The 23,553-nt window shown below is 67.1% G+C and carries 23 protein-coding genes; 18 read left to right on the top strand and 5 right to left on the bottom strand.

Annotated features, from left to right (window positions below; translation table 11 throughout):
* The first annotated feature begins 119 nt into the window (after positions 1-119).
* From BLU38_RS27195 to BLU38_RS27215, 5 genes are all read left to right on the top strand, one after another.
* On the top strand, positions 120-725 hold the full coding sequence (locus tag BLU38_RS27195; RefSeq protein ID WP_157683749.1) for a hypothetical protein: 606 nt from the start codon (positions 120-122) through the stop codon (positions 723-725).
* Positions 726-877: 152 nt separating this feature from the next.
* Positions 878-2,191 (top strand): ABC transporter substrate-binding protein, encoded by a 1,314-nt coding sequence (locus BLU38_RS27200; RefSeq protein WP_172836232.1) that lies wholly within the window; start codon positions 878-880, stop codon positions 2,189-2,191.
* 45 nt (positions 2,192-2,236) lie between these two features.
* Positions 2,237-3,106 (top strand): carbohydrate ABC transporter permease, encoded by an 870-nt coding sequence (locus BLU38_RS27205; protein WP_157683750.1) that lies wholly within the window; start codon positions 2,237-2,239, stop codon positions 3,104-3,106.
* Positions 3,103-3,990 (top strand): carbohydrate ABC transporter permease, encoded by an 888-nt coding sequence (locus BLU38_RS27210; protein WP_091529560.1) that lies wholly within the window; start codon positions 3,103-3,105, stop codon positions 3,988-3,990. The genes BLU38_RS27205 and BLU38_RS27210 overlap by 4 nt, the downstream gene beginning before the upstream one ends.
* A gap of 1 nt (position 3,991) precedes the next feature.
* A complete protein-coding gene (locus BLU38_RS27215) occupies positions 3,992-4,717 on the top strand; it encodes an alpha/beta fold hydrolase (RefSeq protein WP_091529562.1) in 726 nt (241 codons plus the stop codon).
* 6 nt (positions 4,718-4,723) lie between these two features.
* Here BLU38_RS27215 and BLU38_RS27220 read toward each other — a convergent pair whose 3' ends face one another.
* Positions 4,724-5,446, bottom strand: a complete 723-nt coding sequence (locus tag BLU38_RS27220) for a MerR family transcriptional regulator (RefSeq protein ID WP_091529565.1) — start codon at positions 5,444-5,446, stop codon at positions 4,724-4,726.
* Between the two features lie 177 nt (positions 5,447-5,623).
* Between BLU38_RS27220 and BLU38_RS27225 the strand changes: the two genes are divergently transcribed.
* The gene (locus tag BLU38_RS27225) at positions 5,624-6,310 is read left to right on the top strand and encodes a CPBP family intramembrane glutamic endopeptidase (RefSeq protein ID WP_197679886.1); all 687 of its coding nucleotides are present in this window, start codon (positions 5,624-5,626) and stop codon (positions 6,308-6,310) included.
* Between the two features lie 59 nt (positions 6,311-6,369).
* Positions 6,370-7,770, top strand: coding sequence for an FAD-binding oxidoreductase (locus BLU38_RS27230; RefSeq protein WP_091529567.1), 1,401 nt, complete (start codon positions 6,370-6,372; stop codon positions 7,768-7,770).
* A gap of 178 nt (positions 7,771-7,948) precedes the next feature.
* Here BLU38_RS27230 and BLU38_RS27235 read toward each other — a convergent pair whose 3' ends face one another.
* Positions 7,949-8,731, bottom strand: a complete 783-nt coding sequence (locus tag BLU38_RS27235) for an HpcH/HpaI aldolase family protein (RefSeq protein ID WP_231920066.1) — start codon at positions 8,729-8,731, stop codon at positions 7,949-7,951.
* Positions 8,732-8,831: 100 nt separating this feature from the next.
* On the opposite strand from BLU38_RS27235, the gene BLU38_RS27240 reads away from it, so the two are divergent.
* From BLU38_RS27240 to BLU38_RS27270, 7 genes are all read left to right on the top strand, one after another.
* Positions 8,832-9,830, top strand: coding sequence for a LacI family DNA-binding transcriptional regulator (locus tag BLU38_RS27240; protein ID WP_172836233.1), 999 nt, complete (start codon positions 8,832-8,834; stop codon positions 9,828-9,830).
* Between the two features lie 98 nt (positions 9,831-9,928).
* Positions 9,929-10,927 (top strand): ester cyclase, encoded by a 999-nt coding sequence (locus BLU38_RS27245; RefSeq protein ID WP_091529572.1) that lies wholly within the window; start codon positions 9,929-9,931, stop codon positions 10,925-10,927.
* Positions 10,928-10,968: 41 nt separating this feature from the next.
* On the top strand, positions 10,969-12,174 hold the full coding sequence (locus BLU38_RS27250) for a cupin domain-containing protein (RefSeq protein WP_197679888.1): 1,206 nt from the start codon (positions 10,969-10,971) through the stop codon (positions 12,172-12,174).
* A gap of 3 nt (positions 12,175-12,177) precedes the next feature.
* Positions 12,178-13,038, top strand: a complete 861-nt coding sequence (locus tag BLU38_RS27255) for a nitrilase-related carbon-nitrogen hydrolase (protein WP_091529575.1) — start codon at positions 12,178-12,180, stop codon at positions 13,036-13,038.
* Between the two features lie 45 nt (positions 13,039-13,083).
* Positions 13,084-14,322: a formaldehyde dehydrogenase, glutathione-independent gene (gene fdhA, locus BLU38_RS27260; protein WP_091529577.1), complete on the top strand. Its 1,239-nt coding sequence runs from the start codon at positions 13,084-13,086 to the stop codon at positions 14,320-14,322.
* Positions 14,319-15,308 carry an NHL repeat-containing protein gene (locus BLU38_RS27265; protein ID WP_197679889.1) on the top strand — a complete coding sequence of 330 codons (990 nt, stop codon included), beginning with the start codon at positions 14,319-14,321 and terminating at the stop codon, positions 15,306-15,308. The genes fdhA and BLU38_RS27265 overlap by 4 nt, the downstream gene beginning before the upstream one ends.
* A gap of 76 nt (positions 15,309-15,384) precedes the next feature.
* Entirely contained in the window at positions 15,385-16,845 is a 1,461-nt protein-coding gene (locus BLU38_RS27270) for a glycosyltransferase family 39 protein (RefSeq protein ID WP_197679890.1), read from the top strand.
* Positions 16,846-16,874: 29 nt separating this feature from the next.
* Here the strand turns inward: BLU38_RS27270 and BLU38_RS27275 are convergent, their stop codons facing one another.
* The 3 genes from BLU38_RS27275 to BLU38_RS27285 all read right to left on the bottom strand — a co-directional run bounded on the left by BLU38_RS27275 (position 16,875) and on the right by BLU38_RS27285 (position 19,707).
* The gene (locus tag BLU38_RS27275) at positions 16,875-18,338 is read right to left on the bottom strand and encodes a sugar porter family MFS transporter (protein ID WP_197679891.1); all 1,464 of its coding nucleotides are present in this window, start codon (positions 18,336-18,338) and stop codon (positions 16,875-16,877) included.
* Positions 18,339-18,464: 126 nt separating this feature from the next.
* Entirely contained in the window at positions 18,465-18,962 is a 498-nt protein-coding gene (locus tag BLU38_RS27280) for an SRPBCC family protein (protein WP_091529581.1), read from the bottom strand.
* Positions 18,963-18,993: 31 nt separating this feature from the next.
* Positions 18,994-19,707 (bottom strand): DUF899 domain-containing protein, encoded by a 714-nt coding sequence (locus BLU38_RS27285; RefSeq protein ID WP_091529584.1) that lies wholly within the window; start codon positions 19,705-19,707, stop codon positions 18,994-18,996.
* Between the two features lie 131 nt (positions 19,708-19,838).
* On the opposite strand from BLU38_RS27285, the gene BLU38_RS27290 reads away from it, so the two are divergent.
* The 4 genes from BLU38_RS27290 to BLU38_RS27305 all read left to right on the top strand — a co-directional run bounded on the left by BLU38_RS27290 (position 19,839) and on the right by BLU38_RS27305 (position 23,473).
* Complete coding sequence (locus tag BLU38_RS27290; RefSeq protein ID WP_091529586.1) at positions 19,839-20,471, top strand: TetR/AcrR family transcriptional regulator; 633 nt, start codon at positions 19,839-19,841, stop codon at positions 20,469-20,471.
* A gap of 80 nt (positions 20,472-20,551) precedes the next feature.
* Positions 20,552-21,421: a peptide chain release factor N(5)-glutamine methyltransferase gene (gene prmC / locus BLU38_RS27295; RefSeq protein WP_091533255.1), complete on the top strand. Its 870-nt coding sequence runs from the start codon at positions 20,552-20,554 to the stop codon at positions 21,419-21,421.
* A 30-nt stretch (positions 21,422-21,451) separates the two neighbouring features.
* A complete protein-coding gene (locus BLU38_RS27300; protein WP_091529588.1) occupies positions 21,452-22,300 on the top strand; it encodes an L-threonylcarbamoyladenylate synthase in 849 nt (282 codons plus the stop codon).
* 3 nt (positions 22,301-22,303) lie between these two features.
* Complete coding sequence (locus BLU38_RS27305; RefSeq protein WP_091529591.1) at positions 22,304-23,473, top strand: MraY family glycosyltransferase; 1,170 nt, start codon at positions 22,304-22,306, stop codon at positions 23,471-23,473.
* Positions 23,474-23,553 lie beyond the last annotated feature (80 nt).

The following is a 23,553-nucleotide window of genomic DNA, read 5'->3' on the forward strand; positions in this document are numbered from 1 at the left end:
CGCGGCGAGTCGCCGGTCTCTGCTGCGTTGTGCGATGCCGGGGTCGGGTTCGTCGGTTCTGGGCAGCTACGGGCTGGGGAAGGGACGAACCTCTCGGTGGCTGCCTGTAGTTTATGAACATGAATTCAAGAACTTGGCCGGCTGTGGTCGGTGGGGTGTTGTTCGCGGCGGCGGGAGCTCCTGCTTGGGGTGAGTCGGGGGTCGGCTCGGTGGCGTTTGTCGGGCAGTTGGCCGTGTCGATGCTGGGGGGTGGGCTGCTGCTGTTGGCGGTGATCGTGATCGCCCGGTCGGTGCGGGTCGGCGCTCTCGGGCGGTGGGGTTTCGGGCTGGTCGTCGCCGGGCTGATCGCCCACCTGGTCGGTACGGTGCTGGGCGCTGTGGGTGCGGGGCTGGCGAGTGTGGCGCACAGTGTTGTCGGTGTTGTCTCCGGACCGGTCTGGATGCTGGCGCATCTGGGCTACATCGGGACGACGCTGGTCGGGATCGCCGCCTGGCGGGCCGGGTCGGTGCCCCGTCCGGTTGCCGTCGCCCTGATCACCTGCGCTCCGGTGGTGCTGGTCGGTGTGCCGGCAGGGCTCGCCCTCGCATCGGCGGCAGGAACAGTGGTCTCTGATTCGGTCGCCTGGGTGGCGACCGAACTCCAATTCGGCCTGGTCTGGCTGCTTGTCGGCGTCGTCCGCTCGCGTCCGACGGTCGGCTCCCCGGCGGAGGTGCCGGTCGGCTGAACCGACTGTCGTTCCGGCTCACTGGCCGGCACCCGGCGCTTGCATGTGCTTCCCGGGCTCCCTAGTGTATGCGTATGCACACGGTCATTGCCCTTGTCTGGTCAGGTCCGTGTATCCGTATAACTCAGCGCCACCGAACGAGGGGATCGACGATGATTCGCAGGCTCAGGACACTGACGGCACTCCTGATGGGGGCCGTCGTCGTGGTGGCGATGACGGCCTGCGGGGCCGGGTCACGGACCGGAGCACAGACGGCGGCGAAGGTCACCTGCGACCTGGGCAGGCAGCCGAAGCCGACGACGGTGAATGTGCTCGCCTACAACTCCTCGGCCATCGACCCGTACACCAACACGATGGTGTCCAGTTGCTCCAGCGACTCCGTATCGGTCAAGCACGAGCCGATCGATTTCGGCGGCCAGGTGCAGAAGACCACCGCAACGCTGGCCGGTGACTCCGGCAGCTACGACATTGTCGAGACCTACGGCTTCGTCGTCCCGCAATACGCCTCGCAGCGCAAGCTGCAGCCGCTGAACACGCTGGAATCCCAGCACGGCAAGGCGTTCGCGCTGGACAAGATCAATCCGGCGATGAAGGAGGCGATGAGCTATGACGGCAAGCTGTACGGCCTGCCGATGCAGGCGCAGATGTTCGTCCTGGCCTACCGCAAGGACGTCTTCGACAAGCTCGGCCTGGAGCCGCCGACGACCTTCGCCGAGCTGAGGTCGGTCGCGAAGAAGATCAAGACATCCGGGACGACGAAGTATCCGCTGGCGCTGCCGTGGCTGGCCAGTGCCGACATCGTCACCGCCTATGACGCTGCGCTCGGATCGCTGGGTACGCCACTGACCGATCCGAAGACCAAGCAGGCCAACCTCGATTCGGCCGCATCGAAGAAGGCGTTGCAGGAGTTGATCTCGCTGCGGCCCTACATGGACCCTCAGGTGACCACCTTCGATCAGCCGGCGGTGCAGCAGCAGATGTTCAACGGTGACGCCGCGATGGCGATCATGTTCTCCGGGCGAATGAACGACCTGACTCAACAGTCCAACACCAAGCTGTACGACAAGTTCGCGTTCGCCCCGCCGCCCACGGTCGACGGTGGCTCGGCGGCCTACAACGCGTTGTCGGTGGACGGCTGGTCGATCCCGAAGAACACCAAGATCGACAACGACCTGCTGTTCAAGATCATTGCGTCCTCGGTGAGCGAGAAGGCCTCCAAGGCGTCGCTGCCGGCGGCCTATCCGGCGCGCGAGGGCATGGTGTCCGACGACAGCTCACCCTATGCGGCGGCGGCGAACACGGCGATCAAGACCGCGCCGGCGGCCGAGCCGTATCCGTGGACCTCGGAGATCAGCAACCAGATCACACCGGTGATCGCCTCGATCATCCTGGGCAAGACCTCGGTCGACGACGGGACCACGAAGATGCAGAAGATCGCCGACGGCATCCTGGAGAACTACCGATGAGGGTCGGCGGCCGTGCATCGTGTCGTCGGGTTCGGAGGCGATGACATGCGCAAGCGCGAGTTCATCACGATGATCGGTCCGAGCGTGCTGGTGATGGTCGGCCTGCTCGCCGTGCCGCTGTACCGCACGATCCAGTGGAGTCTGCAACGCGTCACCTACGGCGACCCGGGGACCTTTGTCGGACTGGCGAACTACCAGCAGGCGTTGACCGATCCGCGCTTCGGACGCGCTGTCCTGTTCACCGTCGGACTGACCGTGTTCGTCACCGCCGCGCTGCTGGTCGGCGGCTACCTGCTGGCGATCCTGGTCAACGGGCTCGGCCGGCTGCGCCCGTTCGTGCTCGGCGCGATGCTGGTGTCCTACGTGGTGCCGCAGATCGTCGGCGCGACGATGTTCTCCTGGCTGTTCGACAAGAACTTCGGTGGCGTCGTCAACTACCTGATCAGCAAGATCACCGGTAGCGAGATCCTGTGGCTGACCGATCCGTGGCCGAATCGGCTGTTGATCGCGCTGGACACGGTCTGGTTCCTGATCCCGTTCGCGATGCTGGTGATCATGGCCGGCCTGCAGGGCGTCCCGGACGAGGTCATCGAAGCATCTCGGATCGACGGTGCTTCGACTTTGAATCGGCACTGGCACGTGATCATCCCCAGCATCCGCGGTGTGCTCGGCTTCGTCGCACTGATATCGATCATGGACGTACTGCGGATCTTCGACGCCCTGGTGCCACTGTCGCCGCAGGCCCAGCAGATCGGCAACGAGTCGATCATGCTCTACATCTACGACGTCGCCTTCCGCGACGGTGGCCAGCAGCTCGGGGTGGGCAGCGCCATCAATGTGCTCTTGATCATCCTGATCGTGATCATGCTGTCCCCGTTCATCCGCAACGTCTGGAAGGAGGCGCGGCAGGGATGACGACCTCGACTGTGCCTGACCTCAATTCCGTGGTGATCACGCCGACGGCGAGCCGACTGCGACGCAGACCGGCACGTTCGTCGGTGCTGATCGGGCTCTTTCTGATCGTGGTCTGCGTGGTGATGCTGGTGCCGGTGATCTGGACCGCTGCCTCGGTCACCAAGCCGACCGATGTCGCCTTCCTCAACCCTCCGGTCTTCAGCTACCACCCGACCCTGAAGGCCTTCGTCGACCTGTGGCAGACCACCTACTTCTACAAGTATCTGATCAACACCCTGGTGGTCGCGGTGATCAGCACCGTGCTGGCCCTGGTGATCGGGCTGCCGGCGGCGTACGCGCTGTCCCGCTTCGGATCCTGGATCTCGCCGGTGCTGCTGATCCTGGCGTTGATCTTCCGCGCCCTGCCGCGGTTCGCGGTCGTCCTTCCGATGTACGACCTGTCCCGGGCGATCGGGGTCTACGACACCACCTACGCGGTGGCGATCGCTCTGGTCGCGATCAATCAGCCGTTCAGCATCTGGTTGCTGCGGAACTTCTTCGCCGAGATCCCGCGGCAGCTCGACGGGGCCGCCATGATCGACGGCTGCACCCGCTGGCAGATGCTTCGCAAGATCATGATCCCGCTGATGGGACCGGGCATCATCACCGCGGGGATCTTCATCTTCCTGTTCGCCTTCCAGGAGTACATGACCGCGCTCATCCTGACCGACGTCGAGGCCCGTACGGTGCCGGTGTTCATCGCCACCCAACTCGGCCAGACATTGCCGATGTTGCAGCAGGCCGGTGCCGCCGCGCTGCTGCTGACGCTGCCGGTGATCGCCTTCGCCTTCATCGCGCAGAAGTATCTGGTGGCCGGTCTGAGCAGTGGATCGGTCAAGGGCTGAGGTGCCGGACCCGTCCGATCCGCTGGTGCTGCTGCCCGGGATGAACTGCTCGGCAGCGCTCTGGGATGCCGTGCTACCCGGCCTGCCTGCTGCCGTGCACGTGGTGCACGGTCGACTGGAGCAGCCGACGATCGACGGCTGCGTGGACGATCTCCTTGATCAACTTCCATCGCGGTTCGCGCTCGCCGGTCTGAGCCTCGGCGGAATCGTCGCGATGGCGCTGATCCGCCGAGCGCCCGAACGGGTCACCCGGCTCTGCCTGCTGGCCACCAACGCCCGGGCACCGACGGCCGCTCAGCTGACCGGTTGGCAGGAAGAGCATCGCCGACTCGCGGCAGGGGAGACCGCCCGACAGCTACAACGTGACCTGCTGCCGGTCCTGACGGCCCACCGCACCGCCGCGCTCGACGAGGCGATCTGCGCGATGGCGGACGACATCGGTGATCAGATCCTGGACACTCAGCTCGCCGCCCAGGCCACCCGAATCGACGAACGACCCGCCCTGCACCGGGTAGCCGTCCCGACCCTGGTCCTCGCCGCCGCCGACGATGCGCTCTGCCCGGTCGATCGACACCGCGAGATCAGTGCTGCGGTCCCCGGCTCCCGGCTGCAGATCCTGCCCGACATCGGACACCTGTCTCCGCTGGAGGCACCGGGACTGATCAGCGCAGCGGTCGTCCGATGGCTGAATCGGAGGGGGTCCCGACCAGGCAGCGCGCCGGAGTGATCGAATTCAGGTGGCCACTCGGCTGAGCTCGCCGCGCACCCGCTCGAGGACGTCCAACTGCGCCCGGTTGTAGACGTCGATCATGGCGTATCGCACGGTCTCGGCGGCGTGCGCCGGGCCGCCCGATGTCCGCTGCAACGCCATCACGACATCCGGATGTTCGCGATACATCTGCAGCACCGCCGGAACACTCCGACGAGCGAGGTCCGCCCGAGTCTTCTCGTCGGCGTCGGCGGACAGTTCGTTGAACTCGATCGATGTGGGATGGCCGCCGTAGTCGATCAGCATCCGCTGATAGGCGGCGATGCCTTCCTGATCGAGGATGCGGGAGTAGACCGCCAGCAGCGCTCGGTCGGCCGGACCGAGCTCTCCGACCACCGACCCGAGCTCGGCCGGCAGGTCGGTGGGCAGTCGATCGCGGAGCATCGCGCGGAGCTCCGAACGTGCGTGCTGCAACCGGTCGATGTGCGCCGCCAGCTCATCGTCCAGCCGGCGAAGGGATTCTTCGGGATGCTCGTCGTCCTGTAACTCCGCGATCTGCGACAGGGGCACGCCGAGGGCGGAGAGTCGGCGGATGCGGAGCAGTCGCAGCAGATGCCCGACGCGGTACTGCTTGTAGCCCTTGCGATTGCGATCCGGCTCGTTCAGCAACCCGATCTTGTGGTAGTGCCGGACGGTCTTGATCGTGGTGCCCGCCAGTTCGGCTACGTCCCGGGTGCTCCACGCCATTGCTCCTCCAAGCCATCGCTCCATCGTCCCGCACAGCCATCTTCTCAAGGTCGCCATCTTCTCAAGGTCAATGGTGTGAGCGACCTCACAGCCAGGTCGGGTTTGGGTGTGCCCCAAGGGCATGGTGTGCAGTGGTGCCCGATCTACTCACCTGCCGCCACACGAGAAGGGTTCGGCGTGATCAGCAACACCGTCGAGAACCATGCAGTCCATCAGAAGATCGGTTGGCCCGAAGTCGGTGTCGCCGCACTCGCCGGGGCCGTGTTGTACGGCGTCGGGATCTTGATCATCGTCACCCTCCCGCACGGCCGGCCGATCCTCGCGGGGCTGGTCCAGTACGCGGTCTCTGGTCTCGCACCGTTCGGAGCATTCATCGCGGCTGTGCTGCTGCGGATCCGCGATGTGCGCCCGTTCGGCCTGCGCAGCGTCGCCCCGCGTTGGCTGCTGGTCGCCGTCGGGGCCGGCGTCGTCGTCATCGGGCTCAATCTTGCCGTGACGATCCTGTTGTCCGGTGTGACGAATCAGACCGTCCAGTCCGACTATCGGTCCGCGGCCACCGGCGGCGTCGCGAGCATGCTCGGCGCCCTGGCGCTCGGAGCGTTGCTGACGCCGGTCGGGGAGGAGCTGCTGTTCCGCGGTGTCCTGGCCAACATGCTGAGCAGGTACGGCCCGTGGGTGGCCGTGATCGGCAGCGCCGCGGTGTTCGCCGTCGCTCACGGAATCAACTACATCATGCCGGTCGCCTTCATCGTCGGCATCGCCAACGCGCTGTTGCTCCGCAGATCCGGCGCCATCTGGCCGTGCCTGATCGTGCACGCCATGAACAACGCCAACTCCGTCATCCTGCCGGCAGTGCTCTCCTGATCGGTAGCCAGACTGGCATCACGTCCACAACACATGTCCGGCGATCCGGAAGGGATTCCATGAACAATCCGACCACCGATCTACTGGCCGAGCTGCGCTCCACAGTCGCGCCCGATCGCGTTGTCACCGAGGGCCCCGAGTACGAAACTGGTCGCCAACTCTTTCTCGCGCCGACCCGGGCCCGGCCGGCCGTGATCGTGCGGTGCACGTCGACCGCCGACGTCCAGGCAGCCGTCCGTGCTGCCCGGCGGCACGGCATCGGTCTCGTCGTTCGCTCCGGCGGACACGATCTCTTCGGGCGATCGGTCCGCGATGGCGCGCTGGTCGTCGACCTCGGTCGGATGCGCTCCATCGACATCAACGACGAAACCCGGGTCGCCGAGGTCGGTGCGGGTGCGCTCTCCGCCGACCTCGTTACAGCCGCTGAGCAACACGACCTGACCGCCGTCACCGGAACAGCAGGGACTGTCGGCATCGCCGGCCTCACAATCGGGGGAGGCTACGGACCGCTGATCGGCCGCTTCGGTCTGGCCGCGGACAACCTGCTCGGAGCCGAGGTCGTCCTTGCCGACGGCACCGTCGTCGACACCGACGCCGAGCCCGACCTGCTCTGGGCGCTCCGCGGCGGCGGTGGCAACTTCGGCGTCGTCACGTCACTTCGCGTTCGGCTGCATCCGGTGCCGTCCGTGCTTGCCGGGAACATCCTCTTCCCGCTGAGCGAAGCCGAAACGGTCCTCCGAAGGCTCGATGGCGTGCTCCGGACCAGTCCCGACGAACTCGAAGTGGATACTGCCTTCCTGGTCGGGCCGGACGGAAACGCTGTGCTCGCCCTGATGCCGACGTGGTCCGGCGACCTGGCAGCGGGCGCTCGGCCGGGCAGCCCGGTGAATTCGTTGCGTGAGCTCGGTACGCCGCTGGTCGGCGACATCGCCACCGCGCCGCGGTCCCGACTGCTGGCCGGGGTCGATCAGATGTTTCCGTTCAGCGAACGCAGCGGCATCTTCCGCACCCGGACCGTCAGCGGGTTCACTCCCGGCGTCATCCAAGCCTTGGTGCGCGCGGCGGAAACCATCACCTCGCCCCACTCAGCCTTGATGGCGCACCAGTTCCACGGGGCAGCAACCCGTACGCCCTTGGCCTCGACAGCCTTCGGTCTCCGCAGCCCGCACCTGATGGTGGAGATCATCGGAATGTGGGAGACCGACGACGCCAGGGCAGACGATCACATCGCCTGGACCGCAGCGACCTCCACAGCCCTGAGGCCGCACTCGCTGCCTGGAGGCTACGTGAACCTGCTCGGGCCCGACGATCGTGATCAGGCTGAGGACGCGTACGGCGCCAACACCGCCCGGCTGTTGTCGGTCAAGTCGCGGTTCGATCCGCAGCACGCGTTCGAGGCCACCCCGCTGCCCTCGGCCGCAGCCGCCGACCGGAGGGGCACATCAGGTCACCGGACCTGAGCCGGCCTGCCCGGCGGACAGATTTGAGCCGTCGATCGCGGTCGCCCGGACGGGTGTCATAGATGGCGATCCCCACATTCCGTGTGGTCACCGCACCGACGAGGGGCGTGTGTCGGTTCTCCGCCATCGCCACGAGGGAAGCTGGAGTCGGGGATGTCATCTATGTGAGTAAGCATGCTCAGTGATCAAGATCGGTCAGCTCGCCGAAGAATCCCATCAGAGCCTGGGTGAGGTTGTAGACGATCAGCCCCGCACCGGCCGCCCGGGCGTCGCGGGCCGCCCGGGCGTCACCGACCAGGTCGGTCCGGATCGAACCGATCTGCGCGGCCCGGCGGCGGATCTCGGCGATCGCTTCGGGCACCGGCGGATCATCAGGGCCGGACGCGGCGGCCAGGTCGGCGGCGCCGATCAGGTAGCCGTCGATCCCCGGGGTGTTCAAGATCGCTTCGGTGTTGTCGACGGCGGTCGGTGATTCCAGCATCGCGATCACCAGGGTCGTTTCCCGCGCAGCCCGACGATGATCTTCGGCCGGCACCGTGCCGAACCGGCCGGCGCGCGGGTAGGTGGCGAAGCCACGCTGCCCGTACGGCGGATAGTGGACGGCCCGGACCAACGCCGCGGCGTCCGCGGCGTCGTCGACGTGCGGGGCGATGATCCCCTGCGCTCCTTGATCAAGGGCCCGCAGCGCCAGCGCGTTCTCACCCTCGCCGATCCTCACCAGCACAGGCATCCCGTGCAGATCGGCAACCGTGATGTGTCGGCGCAGCGCCACCACATCCGCCGGCCCGTGCTCGCAGTCGATGATCAAGAACGCGAAGCCGGCGACGCCGAGCATCTCGATCACGTCCTCCGACGGCATCCGGACCAGCGCGCCGATCGGCGTCTCACCCGCGGACAGTCTTGCCTTCAGGATCATCTTCGGGTCGGCGATTCGGAACATCTCTTCCTTCGGATTGCGCATACGTATGCGTAGTATTGAACCCAGAACGTGCTGATCCGTCAAGACGGTTTGGCGTGCCGCGATGATCGGCCCGGATAAGCTGCCGCCCGAGGAGGTGTCGATGGTCACCAGTCGAGATGTCGCACGGCTTGCCGGGGTTTCGCAGCCGACCGTGTCCCGAGCGCTGCGCGACGACCCGAAGGTGTCGGAGGCGACCAAGCGCCAGGTTCGGGAGGCGGCGGCCGCGCTCGGCTATGCGCCGAACGCCATCGGTCGCGCATTGTCGCTGGGGCGGTCGACGCGGGTCGGGCTGGTCGTCACCGATCTGCGCAACCAGTTCTACACCTACGTGATCGCCCCGATGCACCACGAGCTGGCCCGCGCCGGGTACGAACTCGTCCTGATCACCGAGACCTCCGAATCCGGGCCGGTCACCGAACACGTCGTCGCCAACGGTCTGAGTGGAGTCGTGCTGGCGACGACGACCACCGACTCGATCCTGCCCGTCCGGCTCGGGGATCGCGGGGTTCCGTTCGTCTACTTCAATCGGACCGCCCGCAATGTCCCGGCAGACTCGGTCGTGGTCGATCCCGAACCAGGGATGACGGCGCTGGTCAAGGACATCGTCGCCCAGGGGCACACCCGCGTCGGTGCGGTGTTCGGCGCGGAGGACACCAGCACCGGTCAGGTCCGAGAGGTCGTCCTGCGTCGACTGCTGCTGGATCAGGGGATCGTCCTCGCCGAGCGTAACGTTCGACACGGCCCGTTCGATCTGGAGGCCGGGTATGGCTCCACGCTGCAGTTGCTCGATCAGCCCGAGCCGCCGACCTTGATCATCTGCGCCAATGACGTCGTCGCGATCGGCGCCCTGAATGCCGCGGCCGAGCGAGGTGTCACGGTCCCGAGCGATCTGTCCGTCGTCGGATTCGACGACCTGCCGATCGCCGGCTTCGCGATGGTGCAACTGAGCACTATCGCCTACGACCTGGACGCGATGTCCCGCGAGGCGGCCAGGCTGCTGGTCTCCCGGATCGAGGATCCGGGCGTCGAGGAGGCTCGGTCGGTCGTCTTCCCGACGAGCTATGTCGGGCGTTCGACGCTCGGCCCCGCCGCCTCCTGAGTCACCACGAATCTGGTCCGGTGCCAACCGGTCAAGCTGCTTGCACCCAGGTTGTGCATACGCATACACTGCGAGCACATCCCGATACCTGAGTGGAGATGATCTTGCAACCGATCGCGTACCAGCCGTACAAGGACCCCGACGATTTCATCCGTGAGGTGACCGACCGGATCTGGATCAGCCGGGACATCGCGCACATCGTCGAGAACTACGAGCCGGACTCGATCGTGCACGGCGCGCTGGGCACGATCAACGGGCGCGACGAGGTCATCCACGGCAGCCTGATGCGGATCGCCGACACCCCGACCCGGGTCGGCCAGGCCGAGGACGTCGTCTGGGAAGCCCGCGGCGACGACGCCTTCCTGAGCTCGCATCTGGTCTTCTCCGCCGATCGGGTGATCGTGGACGGCCGACAGGTGCAGCTGCGTAGCCGGACGATCGCCAACTGTCTGTATCGGCGGGGTCGGATGGTGGAGGAGTGGGTCGTCCGCGACGTCCTGGCCGGTTGCCTGCAGCGCGGTGAGGATCCCGACGAGGTCGCCCGGCAGATGCCGTACCTGGGGTTCACCGGATCGATGACCCAGCCGGCCAAACCCGACATCCTGGCCGAGGGCGACAGCGGACCACGGCCCGACGACTTCCGTGCCGAGTGCGAGCTGGTGCTGCGATTCATCGACGAGGTGTGGAACCAACGCCGGCTGAACAAGGTCGGCGACTTCATGATCCGCGACCTGTTCCTGCACACCATCGGTGACCAGAGTCATGTCCGACCGGACGGTTATCAGCGTGAACTGCTGCGGATGCTGGCGCCGTTCCCCACCGGGCAGTTCGAGGTCCGCGACATCCAGACCAACGACTCGCCGCGGTATGCCGGCCTGCGGATCGCGGTGACCTGGAAACTCACCGGCAGCTACAGCGGCGCAGCCGACTTCGGGCCGCTGACCGGGCAGCCGGTCGAGGTGCTCGGGGTGTCGCAGTTCCTCATCCAGGACGGCCGGATCGTCCGCGAGATCCGGGTCTACGACGAGGTCGCCTTGCGCGCCCAGATCAATCACACCCGCGGCGACGTTCCGGTCGCCAACACCAACATCTACTGATTCAGCTACCGATCCCACCCGAGCAGACCGAGGTACATCAGATGCAGGACAACGTCCAAGGAACCAGCCAGGAGGAAGCCACGCAGGACGTGACCGTGGGTGCGCAGGAGTTCGCGCGCCGGACCATCCTCCGCAAGGACTGGGTGCCGTGCAAGGCCGCCTTCATCGACTGCCGGACGCCCGGCTCGGACCGCAAGGACAACTACTCCTTCATCGGCTCCGGGGTCTCGCAGAATGCCCAGCAGTTCGTCAATCTCGAGGAACCGCACGGCTTCCAGCTCGGCGCCGCCGGAATGCCGAACGGGACGATCAACAGCCTGCACCTGCACTTCACCGCCGAGGTGTTCATCAACTTCGGCGGCGACTACCAACTGCGCTGGGGTGTCGACGGCAGCGAAGGCGAGTACCGCTCGACCGACGGTGACGTGATCTCCGTGCCCGCGTGGGCATTCCGTGGCTTCACCAACGTCGGCGCCGACGACGGGATCCTGCTCACCGTCCTCGGTCAGGACGACACCGGCGGCATCATCTGGGGACCGTCGGTGCTGAAGGAGGCCGAGTCGTACGGGCTGCACCTGACCGCCGACAACAGGCTGATCGACACCGTCGCCGGCGATGTGGTGCCCGACGACGTCGCGTTGATCAAGCCGATGCCGCAGGCCGAGATCGACCGGCTGGACAGCTTCACCGTCGACCAGTTCAGGACCCGGGTCACCACCCCGGCGGACCGGGTCTGGGTTGAGCGCCCGTTCCTCTGCTCCGAGCTATCCGGTGGTCGGGCTGCCCTGAGCCCGGTGATCGGGTACGGCATGAGTGAGGACCGGCGCGCGGTGCCACGGCTGCACGAGCAGCACAGCTTCAACCTGGCCTGGCTGAAGGCCGTACCGGGCGAGGGCCTGCTCACCCACCGGCATCGCAAGCCCCAGGTGGTGACCGCCAAGTCCGGGCAGTGGGAGGTGCGGGTGAACCGCGGCGACGACGCCCGGACCGTCCGACTCGGACCGCTCGACTCGCTGTCGGTCCCGGCCGGCGCCTGGCGATCCTTCACGCTGCTGGATGACGCAGCCGGCCGATCGGCCGAGCCGGGCACCGGCGAGTTGCTGGTGGTCAACGGTGGCGATGGTCGCACCCGGTTGGAGTGGGATCCCGCTGTCGTCCGGGCGGCGAAGTCCGCAGGTGTCGTCATCGACCCGAACGGCTACCGGGCACCGGCAGCGGTGATGTCGACCGCGACCGAGGACGACTGACCTGTGCCCCCGGTCGTTGCTGCGGCCTGTCAGATCGGCGTCGACATCGACGGCCGGACGACCGTCGCGGTCGAGGCGGCGGTGGCTCACGCGGCCGAGCGTGGCGCAGATCTGATCGTGCTGCCGGAGCAGTGTGTGTCGGGATTCGCGTTCGCCGATGCCGCCGAGGCACGGGACGCGGCCGAACCGGTCGACGGTGCGACGGTCGGCCTGCTGCGGCGGCTGTCGGCCGAGCACCGCGTGGTGATCATCGGCGGCTACCCAGAGCTGGGGGAGGACGGCCACCTCTACAACAGCGCCGCGCTGGTGCAGGACGGCGACCTGTTGCACAACTACCGCAAGGTCCATCTGTGGGGTGCCGAGGTGCAGTGGTTCACGCCCGGGTCCGAGCCGCCGGCGGCGGTCGACACCCGACTCGGCCGGATCGCGGTGATGATCTGCTACGACCTCGAGCTCCCCGAGTGGCCCCGGCTGGCCGCGCTGGACGGCGCCGACGTCATCGTTGCGCCGTGCAACTGGCCACTGTTGGATCGGCCGGAAACCGAACGACCGTTGGAGATCATCCGCGCCCAGGCCGCCGCCGGAACGAACAAGGTGTATGTCGTCGTCGCCGACCGCTGCGGACCCGAACGCGGTGTCGACTGGATCGGCGGTACGGCGATCGTGTCCGCCACCGGCTACCTGCTCGCCGGCCCGGCCACCGGCCACGACGAACAGGCCGAGCCGACCGTGCTGACCGGCACTCTTGATCTTGAAGCTGCCCGCGACAAGAGCATCGGCCCGCATAACGACGCGCTCGCCGACCGACGCCCGACCCTCTACCACCGCCTGTCCTCCCAGACTCCTGAGCGCGGTCACCGGTAGGGTCCGAAGGGTCGGCGGTCGCCGGCGTGGACGGAGGAGGAACTGATGACAGGCAACAAGGCTGTGACCTATGTCGGTTCGGGCAAGGTCGAGGTCCGCACCATCGACTATCCGGGGCTCGAGCTCCGTGACGGTCCGGGGGTGAACCCGGCCAACGTCGGACGGAAGACCCCGCACGGCGTGATCTTGAAGAACGTCGCCACCAACATCTGTGGCAGTGATCAGCACATGGTCCGAGGTCGTACGACCGCGCCGGAGGGCCTGGTGCTGGGCCACGAGATCACCGGTGAGGTGGTCGAGAAGGGGCCGGACGTCGAATTCATCGAGGTCGGCGATCTGTGCTCGGTGCCGTTCAACATCTCCTGCGGCCGCTGCCGCAACTGCAAGATCGGCAAGACCGGCATCTGTCTCAACGTCAATCCCGACCGGCCGGGGTCGGCCTACGGCTACGTCGACATGGGCGGTTGGGTCGGTGGCCAGGCCGAGTACGTGATGGTGCCGTACGCCGACTGGAACCTGCTGAAGTTCCCCGACCGGGACCAGGCGATGGAGAAGATCCTCGACCTGACGATGCTCTCCGATATCTTCCCGACCGGCTACCACGGCTGCGTGATGGCCGGTGTGACCACCGGGTCCACGGTCTACATCGCCGGTGCCGGACCGGTCGGCCTGGCTGCGGCCACCTCGGCGTTCCTGCTGGGAGCGGCCGTGGTCATCGTCGGTGATCTGAACGCCGACCGGCTGGCCAAGGCCAAGAGCTTCGGCTGCGAGACCATCGACGTCTCCCAGGGGGAGCCGCAGGATCAGATCGAGCAGATCCTCGGTGTTCCGGAGGTGGACTGCGCTGTCGATGCGGTCGGTTTCGAAGCCCGTGGGCACGGGCCCGATGGAGCGGCGGTCGAAAAGCCGGCCAGTGTGCTGAACTCGCTGATGGATCTCACCCGGGCGGGTGGTTCGCTGGGCATTCCCGGGCTCTACGTCACCGGTGATCCGGGCGCTCAGGAAGAAGCGGCCAAGGTCGGATCGCTGTCGCTGCGACTCGGTCTCGGCTGGGCGAAGTCGCACGCCTTCTACACCGGGCAGTGTCCGGTGATGCAGTACAACCATCAGCTGATGATGGCCATCCTGCATGATCGGGTGCAGATCGCGAAGAACGTCGACGCCACCCCGATCCCGCTCGACGACGCACCTCGTGGCTACGCCGACTTCGATCAAGGCGCCGCCAAGAAGTTCGTCCTCGATCCGCACGGGATGATCCAGGCGGCACAGGGGGCGAGTGCGTGACCGGGTCGATCAGCAAGCCGGCGTCGGACTACCAATGGTTCGAGTTCTCCGGAGATCCGGCGATGGCGGACGGTTGGGCCCACCACGGCGTCGCGGTGACGGCGGACGGCCGGGTGGTGACCTTCGCGCCGTCGGGGGACGAGGTGGTGATCTTCGACGCCGACGGCCACCGGCTGGACAGTTGGACCACCGGGCTGACCGAGGGTCACTGCATCTCGCTCTCCCGTGACGGTGCTGCCGAACACATCTGGATCGCCGATCCGGGCACCAAGATGGTGACCGATTCGCCGGGGACGTACAGCGCCTTCACTCCGAATGATCATGGTCGGGTGGCGAAGTTCGACCTGACCGGTCAGCTGGTTCTCGAACTGCCGCTGCCCGATCATCCGGCTTACCGGACCGGACGATTCGCTCCGACCTCAGTGGTGGCCGATGCGACCGGCGAGGGCGGCAGGGGCAATGTCTGGGTCGGCGACGGGTACGGCGCCAGTCTGGTGCACCTCTACGGGCCGGACGGGACGTATCTGAAGACCCTGCCCGAGGAATTCGACTGCCCGCACGGTTTGATCATCGACCGCCGCCGGGACGAGCCGGAGCTGTATGTCGCCGACCGGGAGAACCAACGCCTGCAGGTCTTCGACCTGGACGGTGGCTTCCGGCGGATCTGCGGTGAAGAGCTGCTGCGCCGACCGTCGGCGTTCGCCGTCTCGGGGGAGAATCTGATCATCGCGGAGCTGGAGGCGCGGTTGGCCGTGCTGGACGTCGATGATCAGCTGGTCGGCTACATCGGCGCCGACGACGACGCGGTCTCGCGCCCCGGCTGGCCCAATGCGATCTCCGCCGACGGCCTGACCGTGCGGCCGCCGTTGGACTCCGGTCGCTTCAACTCCCCGCACGGCGTCGCGGCCGCCCGCGACGGCAGGATCATCGTCGCCGAGTGGCTGATCGGAGGGCGGGTGAACAGGCTGACACCACAGGACGGGTGAGGCACCGACTTTCGAAGGGTACGGGTCCGCCGTTCGGACGTGTCACGGCTGACCGGATCGTTGATTCGATGGTTCGGTGACCACAGCTGACCAAGCCCGAGTGACCGTTCCGCGCTTCGCTGCGCGCTTCGTGCTGCCACTGGCAGCCGTTGTCGCCGTCGTCCAATGGGTCGCCGGCCTGCGGGGTGGCCCGTACTTCGACGAGGCCTACATGCTCAGCCTCGGCCGGCATCATCTGGACTGGGGCTTTGCCGACCAGCCGCCGGTGACGCCGTTGTTGGCGGCGGCGATGGATCACCTCGTCCCGGGATCGCTCCCGGTGCTGCGGATCCCCGCGGTGCTGGCCACCGCCGGTGCGGTCGCGGTCGCCGGGCTGATCGCCCGCGAGCTGGGCGCCGACCGCCGAGCGCAGCTGCTGACCGCCGGAGCTCAGGCGACGGCGTTGTGGGTCACGATGGCCGGGCGTTGGTTGACTCCGTATACCGTCGAACCGGTGCAGTGGCTGCTGCTGCTCTGGCTGCTGCTGCGCTGGGTCCGGGTGCGTGATGATCGACTTCTGCTACTGCTCGGCGTTGTCGCCGGTATCGCGGCCGAGACGAAGTTCCAGGTGCTGCTGCTCTGCGCGGTGCTGCTGTTGTCGGTATTGATCACGGGTCCGCGGGAGCTGCTGCGCAGACCGCTGTTCTGGGCCGGGGTCGGGATCGCCGGTGTGATCGCGTTGCCGACACTGATCTGGCAGGGCCGCAACGGCTGGCCGCAGCTGCGGATGGGCCCGATCGCCGCCTCGGAATCGCTGCTCTACGGCGGCCGGCCGGGCATCGCGATCAGCTTGATCGGGATGGCCGGCGTCGCCGGCATGGTTTTGTTGATCTACGGCTTGTGGCGGTTCTTCGGCGATCGCGAGTTGCGGACGTACCGCTTCCTGGCCGTCAGCTTCCTGGCGCTCTACGTGTTCTTCGTGATCACCCAGGGCAGGCCGTACTACCTCAACGGCTTGTACGGTCCGGTGATCGCCGCCGGCGCTCTCGGACTGCAACGCCGTCGCGAGGCCCGCGAACGGGACGGGCTGCCGCCCCGCCGTGGTTGGCTGATCTGGCCGGCGTACGCGGTGTCGGTTGCGGCAGCGATCGGCATGCTGATCCTCGGCACCTCGATGGGCTCGTCGAGACCCGGTGATCAGATCGCCCGCAACGCCGCCACCGGCTACCAGCAGATCCCGGCGGCCGACCGGTCACGGACCGTCGTGATGGGGCAGTCCTACATCTATGCCGCCTATCTTGACAACTACGGCCCGCGGTACGGCCTCCCGCCGGCCTACAGCGGCAACCGTGGCTACGGCTACAGCGATCCGCCGCCGGCGTCGGCGGATCAGGTGCTGTTGGTCGGCTCGGATCCGGACCAGCTGCGGCCCTACTTCTCCTCGATCACGGTCGTTGTCGACGGAGGACAGGACGGCACCAGCGTCTGGCTGTGCAGCGGGCAGCGGCTGGCCTGGACGTCGCTCTGGCCGAAACTGCGGACGCTCACCGTCGGCTGATCCGGACTGCGATCACATCCGGGTCACCCTCACACGGCCGGGGACGGAGCACGCGAACCGACCAGGTCGTGTTCGATCTCCTCCAGGCTCCGGCCCTTCGTCTCCGGCAGCAGTCGCCAGGCGAACATCAGCGCCAGGAAGGTGGTGCAGGCGAAGAAGAAGAAATTCGGCGCGGCGCCGAAGATGCTCAGCAGGCTCGGGAAGGCCAGGGCGACGGCGAGGTTGAACAGCCAGTTCAACGTCGTGCACAGACCCATCGCACCCGCTCGGATCCGCAGCGGGAACAGCTCGGGCAGCACAACCCACTGGACCGGGCCCCAGGAGATCGCAAAGCTGGCGATGTAGATCGCGATTCCGGCCAGAGTGATCACCATGGCCAACGGTCCCCGATCATCGGTCAGCCCGGCCAGCGTCGTGACGCCGAGGAAGAGCATCCCGAAGCACATCCCGGACGCACCGACGATCAACAACGGTTTGCGTCCGACCTTGTCGATCAGTCGCATCGCGGGAAGGGTCATCAGCATGTTGAGCAGGCCGATGGCTGCATTACCGATGATCGACTGGGACGGCGTGAATCCGATGTTGGTGAGCAATGTCGGCGCGTAGTAGATGATCGTGTTGATGCCGCCGAAATTCTGGAAGAACACCAGGAGCACGCCGATGGTGAACAGGATCCGCAGCCGGGGAGTGAAGAGATCGGACAGCTTGAGTGGTTCGGTCTCTCGTTCCTCCTCGGCGACACTCGCCTTGATCTCGTTCATCTCGCGTTCGGCCTCGGTGTAATTGCCGCGCAGCTGCAGCAACGTCTGCAAGGCCTGTTTCTCCCCGCGATGGGCCGCAACCAACCATCGCGGACTTTCCGGTTGGGTGCTGATCCCGATGAACAGGATCACCGCCGGCACCACCCCGAGGCCGATCATCCAGCGCCAGGCACCGGAACCGGCGAACGCGAAGTCCACCAGGTAGGCGACGAAGATGCCGGTGGTGACCATCAACTGCATCAGCGAGGACAGTCCGCCCCGGATGTGTTTGGGCGCCAGCTCGCTGAGATACATCGGAACGACGACCGACACGATCCCGACCCCGACGCCGATGATCAGTCGGAACAGGATCAACAGCGGCGGGTTCGGGGCCAAAGCGGCGCCGAGGGTACCGATCACGAAGACGATGCCGCCGGCCATGATCAACTTCTTGCGGCCGAGCCGATCGGAGAGTCGACCGGAGGAGAGTGCACCGACCATGGCGCCGAGCAGCAGTCCGCTGACCACCATGCCCTCGACCAACGGGGTGAGGTCCATGTCCTTGTCGATGAAGAGCATGGCGCCGCCGATCACGCCGGTGTCATAGCCCCACAGGATGCCGCCGAGGGCACCGAACAACCAGATCGCGATATTGCGTTTTCGTCGCGGTGGTTTTCCGGCCGTTCCCATATCGGCCATCGCAGGTTGATCATCGCCGGGGCGCGCAGCCTCGTCCGGGACCTCATTGTTCATCCCACACACCGCCTTTGGTCTTCCCCCGAGCCGCTGTGGTGGGTGAGACGTTAGCACCAGGACATGACACGACGCCGGACATCGTGCCGCATCGGGGCGGTTGGCGGATGCAGATGAATCGCTCGGCTATCGAGCGGCGACGCCTTCCTGAACTCCGCTGATCGTCCGATCAAGAGTTTCCAGCGACTTGTCGAGGAATTCGGGCCCGAAGATCGGCATTCCGCCGAAGTACTCGCGCACCGGCTCCGGCACTCGGCTCCAGTCGTAGTGCAGGGTGACTTCGGCACCACCGTCGGCGGCGTCGGCGACGTCATAGCGCCACCGCCAGCCGCCGCACTCCAGTTCGCCGGCGTCGTTGTACTGCCCGGGCTCCCATCCGATGCTGCGGCCCGGTTCGAGGACGGTCACCCGGTTATGGATGACGTAGGCGCCGCCGGCGCCCTCGGCATACATGTTCATCCCGAAGATCTGGCCGACCTCGGTGATCGGTTCGGTGTCGATCGCGTCCCGGACCCAGTCGTCCGGCTCGGTCTCGCGGTGTCGAGCGGGGTTGCTGAGCAGGGCGAAGATCTGGTCGGCGCTGGCGGCGATGTGCCGGCTGCGGCTGAAACTCTCGGTGTTCATGATCACTTCCAGGGTCGATTTCGAGCGATGGTCAGGCGGTCGAGCCGTACAGCCGGGCGATGTCAGGGGAGTCCAGCCACCCGGAGTACGGCGGCGACTGCGGCCAGCCGTCGGGGGACTCCTGCCAGGATTCCTGTCGGCCCCAGGGAAGCAGGTCGATCAGCGGAAAGGTGTGGCTGAGTTGCTCGGTGCCGCGGCCTGCCGTGTGCCAGGTGCGGTAGACCGTGTCCCCGTCGCGGAGGAAGACGTTGACCCCGAATCCGCCGCCGGGCGGGGCGTCGACGTCGGCCCCGAACGGGCTGTCGGCGGTGGAGTACCAGTCCATCCGGTTGCCGACCTTCTCCTTGTAGGCAAGGGCTTCGCCGATCTCTCCCTGCGTGACGACCACAAAGCGGGCGTCGTAGGCGTTCAGGAAATCCAGTCGGGTGAACTGGGACGTGAAGCCCGTGCAGCCGCCGCACTGCCACTCGGCGCCCGGCGACCACATGTGGTGGTAGGTGATCAACTGCGATCGGCCGTCGAAGATGTCGACCAGGCTGATCGGACCGTCCACGCCGGTCAGCGTGTAGTCGGGCAACTGGACCATCGGCAGTCGCCGGCGCTGCGCGGCGATCGCGTCCAGTTCCCGGGTGGCCGCCTTCTCCCGGGCCCGGAGTGCGTCCAGTTCGGTGCGCCAGGCGTCGTTGTCGACGACGGGAGGTAGCGACTTCGCGGTTGCATCGGGAGCGGAAATCGTCTCGGGCATCGTTGTCTCCCCGGAGTGGTGGGTGTGATCTGGATATCAATGTGAACGGTGTCCACATGTTATGTTCACACCGTACACATGGATCTGGTGCTGTCAAGACCGGATCGGGACGAACGAGAGCCAGGAGAGCGATGCCGACCGAATCCGCGCCACCGCGGCAGAGCTACCACCACGGCAGCCTGCGGGAGGCACTGTTGGAAGCAGGGCTGGAACTGACCCGGACGGGTGGGCCGGGCGCGCTCGTGCTGCGCGATGTCACCCGGCGGGTCGGGGTGTCGCCGAACGCTGCCTACCGGCATTTCGCCGACCGGGACAGCCTGTTGGCCGCGGTCGCGATCCGGATCCAGCAGGGCATGGTCGAGCGGATGGGGGACCAGTTGCCGCCCGCTCCGGTCGATCGGGCGGGCGCCGCCCGCGCGCAACTGAGCGCGGTCGGCCTCGGATACATCGGCTTCGCGCTCAAGGAGCCGGGATGGTTCGAGGTCGCCTTCGCCGAGATCGACGGCCTGCCGGCCGCCGCGACCGACGACGGGCCGGCGCCGCTGCGCTGGCTCGTCGACGCGTTGGACCGCCTCGTCGCCTCCGGCGAGCTGGCCGCCGAGGCGAGAGCGGGGGCGGAGTGGCCGTGTTGGTCGGCGGTCCACGGGTTTGCGCTGTTGGCGCTGAAGGGGCCGTTGCGATCGCAGCCGCCGGAATTGGTCTGGTCCTCCGCGCAGCGGACCGTGGACACGATCATCACCGGCCTGCTCACTCCTGCAGCCTGACGGGCTCCAGGGCTGATGAGAATCGCGATCTCGTTCGCGAGATTCTCCTCGGGTCGCACCGACTCACTACGCTGATGATCATGGAATCACGGTTGGCGGTCCGCCCGTTGCTCGCCGACGCCCGGTCCCGGCTGCAGGAGGCAGGGATCGAGAGTGTGGACGCCGATGCCTGGGCCCTGCTGCAGGCCGCCACCGGTCGATCGCGGACCGAGCTGATGATCGCCGACGACCTGTCGGCGGAGCAGGCGGACGACTTCGCCACCCTGGTGGCGCGACGGGTCGCACGGGAACCGCTGCAGCACATCACCGGCGTCGCCTACTTCCGGCATGTGCAGCTGGAGGTCGGGCCGGGGGTCTTCGTCCCGCGGCCGGAGACCGAGGTGATGACCGGCTGGGTGATTGACCGGCTGCGCGAGGTCCCCGACCGGACCCCCGTGGTCGTCGATCTCTGTACCGGTTCGGGTGCGATCGCCCGAGCGCTGGCCGACGAACTGCCCGGGGCGGACATCCACGCTGTCGAGCTGAGCGAGCAGGCTGCGCACTGGGCGGCCAAGAATCTTGCCGGCACCGGGGTGGAGTTGCGGGTCGGTGACATGGCCGAGGCGTTCACCGACCTGGACGGGACTGTCGACGTGGTGGTCTGCAACCCGCCGTACGTGCCGTTGCTGGCGTGGGAGTCGGTGCAGGTCGAGGCCCGTGATCACGATCCGGAGCTGGCCCTGTTCTCCGGTGACGACGGGCTGGATGCGATCGCCGTGCTGACCCGGGTTGCGGCCCGGCTGCTCCGGCCGGACGGCTGGGTGGCCTGTGAACATGCCGAGGTGCAGTCCGAGGCCGTTCCGGCACTGTTCGCCCGGCACGGCGGCTACCGCCAGATCCGCGATCATCGTGACCTCAGCGATCGGCCGCGGTTCACGACGGCCAGGTTGGCCGGTGCCGGTGGCACATGAGCTGTCCCGCGCGTGGCAGGATTGGCGCCGATGAACGACCAGGCCACCGAGCCGCCGGCGACCGGCGAGCTCACCGACGAGGCTGCCCAGAACGGGTCGGCCACCCCGGAACCACGCTTCCGGCGCTTTGACTGCACCGATCCCTCCGATCGGGCGGCTGTCACGGCGGCAGCGACCGCCGCCCGCCGCGCCATCGAGGCCGGTGACTGCGTGGTGCTGCCCACCGACACCGTGTACGGGATCGGTGCCGACGCCTACAGCGCCGAGGCGGTGCAGCGACTGCTGGACGCCAAGGGTCGAGGCCGGGACATGCCGCCGCCGGTACTGATCGCCGACCCGAGCGTGCTGAAGGGGCTGACCGAGGATGTCCCGGAAGCTGCCGAAGAGCTGGTGAAGGCGCTCTGGCCGGGGGCGCTGACCATCATCTGTACGGCCAAGTCCAGCCTGCGGATGGACCTGGGGGAGACCGCGGGCACGGTGGCCGTCCGGGTCCCCGATCACGACCTGACCCGGGCCCTGCTGCGGCAGACCGGGCCGATGGCGGTCAGCAGTGCCAACCGGACCGGCCATCGGGCGGCGCTGACCTGTGACGAGGCGATCGACCAGCTCGGGGACGCGGTCGCGGTCTATCTCGACGGCGGTGCCGTCGGTGGCGCCGACGGCAAGCCCTCGACCATGATCGACTTCACCGTCAAGCCGACCGGCCAGATCCTGCGCCGCGGCGCCCTGTCGCTGGAGACGCTGCGCGAATACCTGCCGGACCTGGAGGACCTGACCTCCGACGAGCCGGAACGGCCGACCTACACCGTCGCCGACCTGCGCGCCCGGCACACCCTGCAGCCGCCCGAGAGTTCGACGGGCCCGGGAACCTCGGGCTGATCGATGCGTGAGTATCTGCTGGTCCTGTTCATCTCGGCGGCTACCACCTACGTGTTCGCCGCGGTCTGGCGCCGGATCGCGTTGCGGACCGGGGCAGTGGCGAAGGTCCGGCAGCGCGACGTGCACACCGTGGAGATGCCGTACTTCGGCGGGGTGGCGATGCTCTCCGGCGTGGTGGCGGCGTTCCTGGTCGCAACCAACCTGCCGTTCCTGGGCCAGCAGCCGATCGTGCAGTCCGACTCCCGGGCGGTGCTGATCGCTGCCGCCGTGATCTGCGCCGTCGGGGTGCTGGACGACCTGCTCGAGCTGAACCCGTTCGCCAAGCTGGCCGGTCAGGTGCTGGCGGCCGGGCTGCTGGTGGCCTTCGGGGTGAAGATGCTCTACATCCCGCTGAGCAACAACACCATCGCGCTGGACAGCAGTGTGCAGATCGCGATCACGGTGTTCTTCGTGCTGCTCTGCTCCAATGCGGTCAACTACGTCGACGGACTGGACGGGTTGGCCGCCGGGATCGTCTGCATCGGTGCGGTCGCGTACTTCATCTACGCCTATCTGCTGACGGTGCAGCTCGATCTGGTCCGCGCGACCACCTCCAGTCTGATCACGGTCGCCGTGGTCGGTGCCTGCATCGGCTTCCTGCCGCACAACTTCCAGCCGGCCCGGATGTTCATGGGGGACTCGGGTGCGATGCTGCTCGGGTTCCTGCTGGCCTGCTCGACGATCACCCTGACCGGGCAGATGGACTCCTCCCAGTTGGAGAACACCGGCAGCGGGCTGGCCCCGACCTATCTGCCGCTGATCCTGCCGCTGGCCACACTGGCGTTACCGATCCTGGACTTCGTGCTGGCCTTCGTCCGGCGGACCTACCGCGGCAAGTGGTGGTTCGTGGCCGACAAGCAGCACCTGCATCACCGGTTGATGGAACGCGGCCACGGGATGCGGCGCGCGGTGCTGCTGATGTACGCCTGGACCGCACTGGCCTCGCTCGGGGTGATCGCCCTGGGCTGGTTGCGCAGCTGGGAGGTCGCGGTGGCGATCGTCGTGGTCGCGATCGTGTTGTCCATCCTCACCCTGGGTAAGCCTGTGAACGGCAAGAGCAAGGCGGCCAGACCTCGGCACAGCCGGCTGAACGACCGTCCCGAGGTGGAGAACGACGCCACCTCCCGTCGCTGAACATCGGATGAGCACATCCTGAGTTGGAGTCGGTACGGGACTTTGTGCTAGTTTTCACAAGCGTAGTCAGCCAGTCTGGA

The organism is Microlunatus soli (genome assembly GCF_900105385.1).
Lineage (GTDB): Bacteria > Actinomycetota > Actinomycetes > Propionibacteriales > Propionibacteriaceae > Microlunatus > Microlunatus soli.

Excerpts from the sequence above, each read along its gene's own strand:
- BLU38_RS27245 (WP_091529572.1), top strand. The coding sequence starts at position 9,929 with ATGATCTTGCAACCGATCGCGTACCAGCCGTACAAGGACCCCGACGAT.
- BLU38_RS27285 (WP_091529584.1), bottom strand. The coding sequence starts at position 19,707 with ATGCCCGAGACGATTTCCGCTCCCGATGCAACCGCGAAGTCGCTACCT.
- BLU38_RS27240 (WP_172836233.1), top strand. The coding sequence starts at position 8,832 with ATGGTCACCAGTCGAGATGTCGCACGGCTTGCCGGGGTTTCGCAGCCG.
- BLU38_RS27205 (WP_157683750.1), top strand. The coding sequence starts at position 2,237 with ATGCGCAAGCGCGAGTTCATCACGATGATCGGTCCGAGCGTGCTGGTG.
- BLU38_RS27200 (WP_172836232.1), top strand. The coding sequence starts at position 878 with ATGATTCGCAGGCTCAGGACACTGACGGCACTCCTGATGGGGGCCGTC.
- BLU38_RS27230 (WP_091529567.1), top strand. The coding sequence starts at position 6,370 with ATGAACAATCCGACCACCGATCTACTGGCCGAGCTGCGCTCCACAGTC.
- BLU38_RS27280 (WP_091529581.1), bottom strand. The coding sequence starts at position 18,962 with ATGAACACCGAGAGTTTCAGCCGCAGCCGGCACATCGCCGCCAGCGCC.
- BLU38_RS27275 (WP_197679891.1), bottom strand. The coding sequence starts at position 18,338 with ATGAACAATGAGGTCCCGGACGAGGCTGCGCGCCCCGGCGATGATCAA.
- BLU38_RS27220 (WP_091529565.1), bottom strand. The coding sequence starts at position 5,446 with ATGGCGTGGAGCACCCGGGACGTAGCCGAACTGGCGGGCACCACGATC.
- BLU38_RS27195 (WP_157683749.1), top strand. The coding sequence starts at position 120 with ATGAATTCAAGAACTTGGCCGGCTGTGGTCGGTGGGGTGTTGTTCGCG.
- BLU38_RS27305 (WP_091529591.1), top strand. The coding sequence starts at position 22,304 with ATGCGTGAGTATCTGCTGGTCCTGTTCATCTCGGCGGCTACCACCTAC.
- BLU38_RS27250 (WP_197679888.1), top strand. The coding sequence starts at position 10,969 with ATGCAGGACAACGTCCAAGGAACCAGCCAGGAGGAAGCCACGCAGGAC.
- fdhA (WP_091529577.1), top strand. The coding sequence starts at position 13,084 with ATGACAGGCAACAAGGCTGTGACCTATGTCGGTTCGGGCAAGGTCGAG.
- prmC (WP_091533255.1), top strand. The coding sequence starts at position 20,552 with ATGGAATCACGGTTGGCGGTCCGCCCGTTGCTCGCCGACGCCCGGTCC.
- BLU38_RS27235 (WP_231920066.1), bottom strand. The coding sequence starts at position 8,731 with ATGCGCAATCCGAAGGAAGAGATGTTCCGAATCGCCGACCCGAAGATG.
- BLU38_RS27290 (WP_091529586.1), top strand. The coding sequence starts at position 19,839 with ATGCCGACCGAATCCGCGCCACCGCGGCAGAGCTACCACCACGGCAGC.
- BLU38_RS27300 (WP_091529588.1), top strand. The coding sequence starts at position 21,452 with ATGAACGACCAGGCCACCGAGCCGCCGGCGACCGGCGAGCTCACCGAC.
- BLU38_RS27210 (WP_091529560.1), top strand. The coding sequence starts at position 3,103 with ATGACGACCTCGACTGTGCCTGACCTCAATTCCGTGGTGATCACGCCG.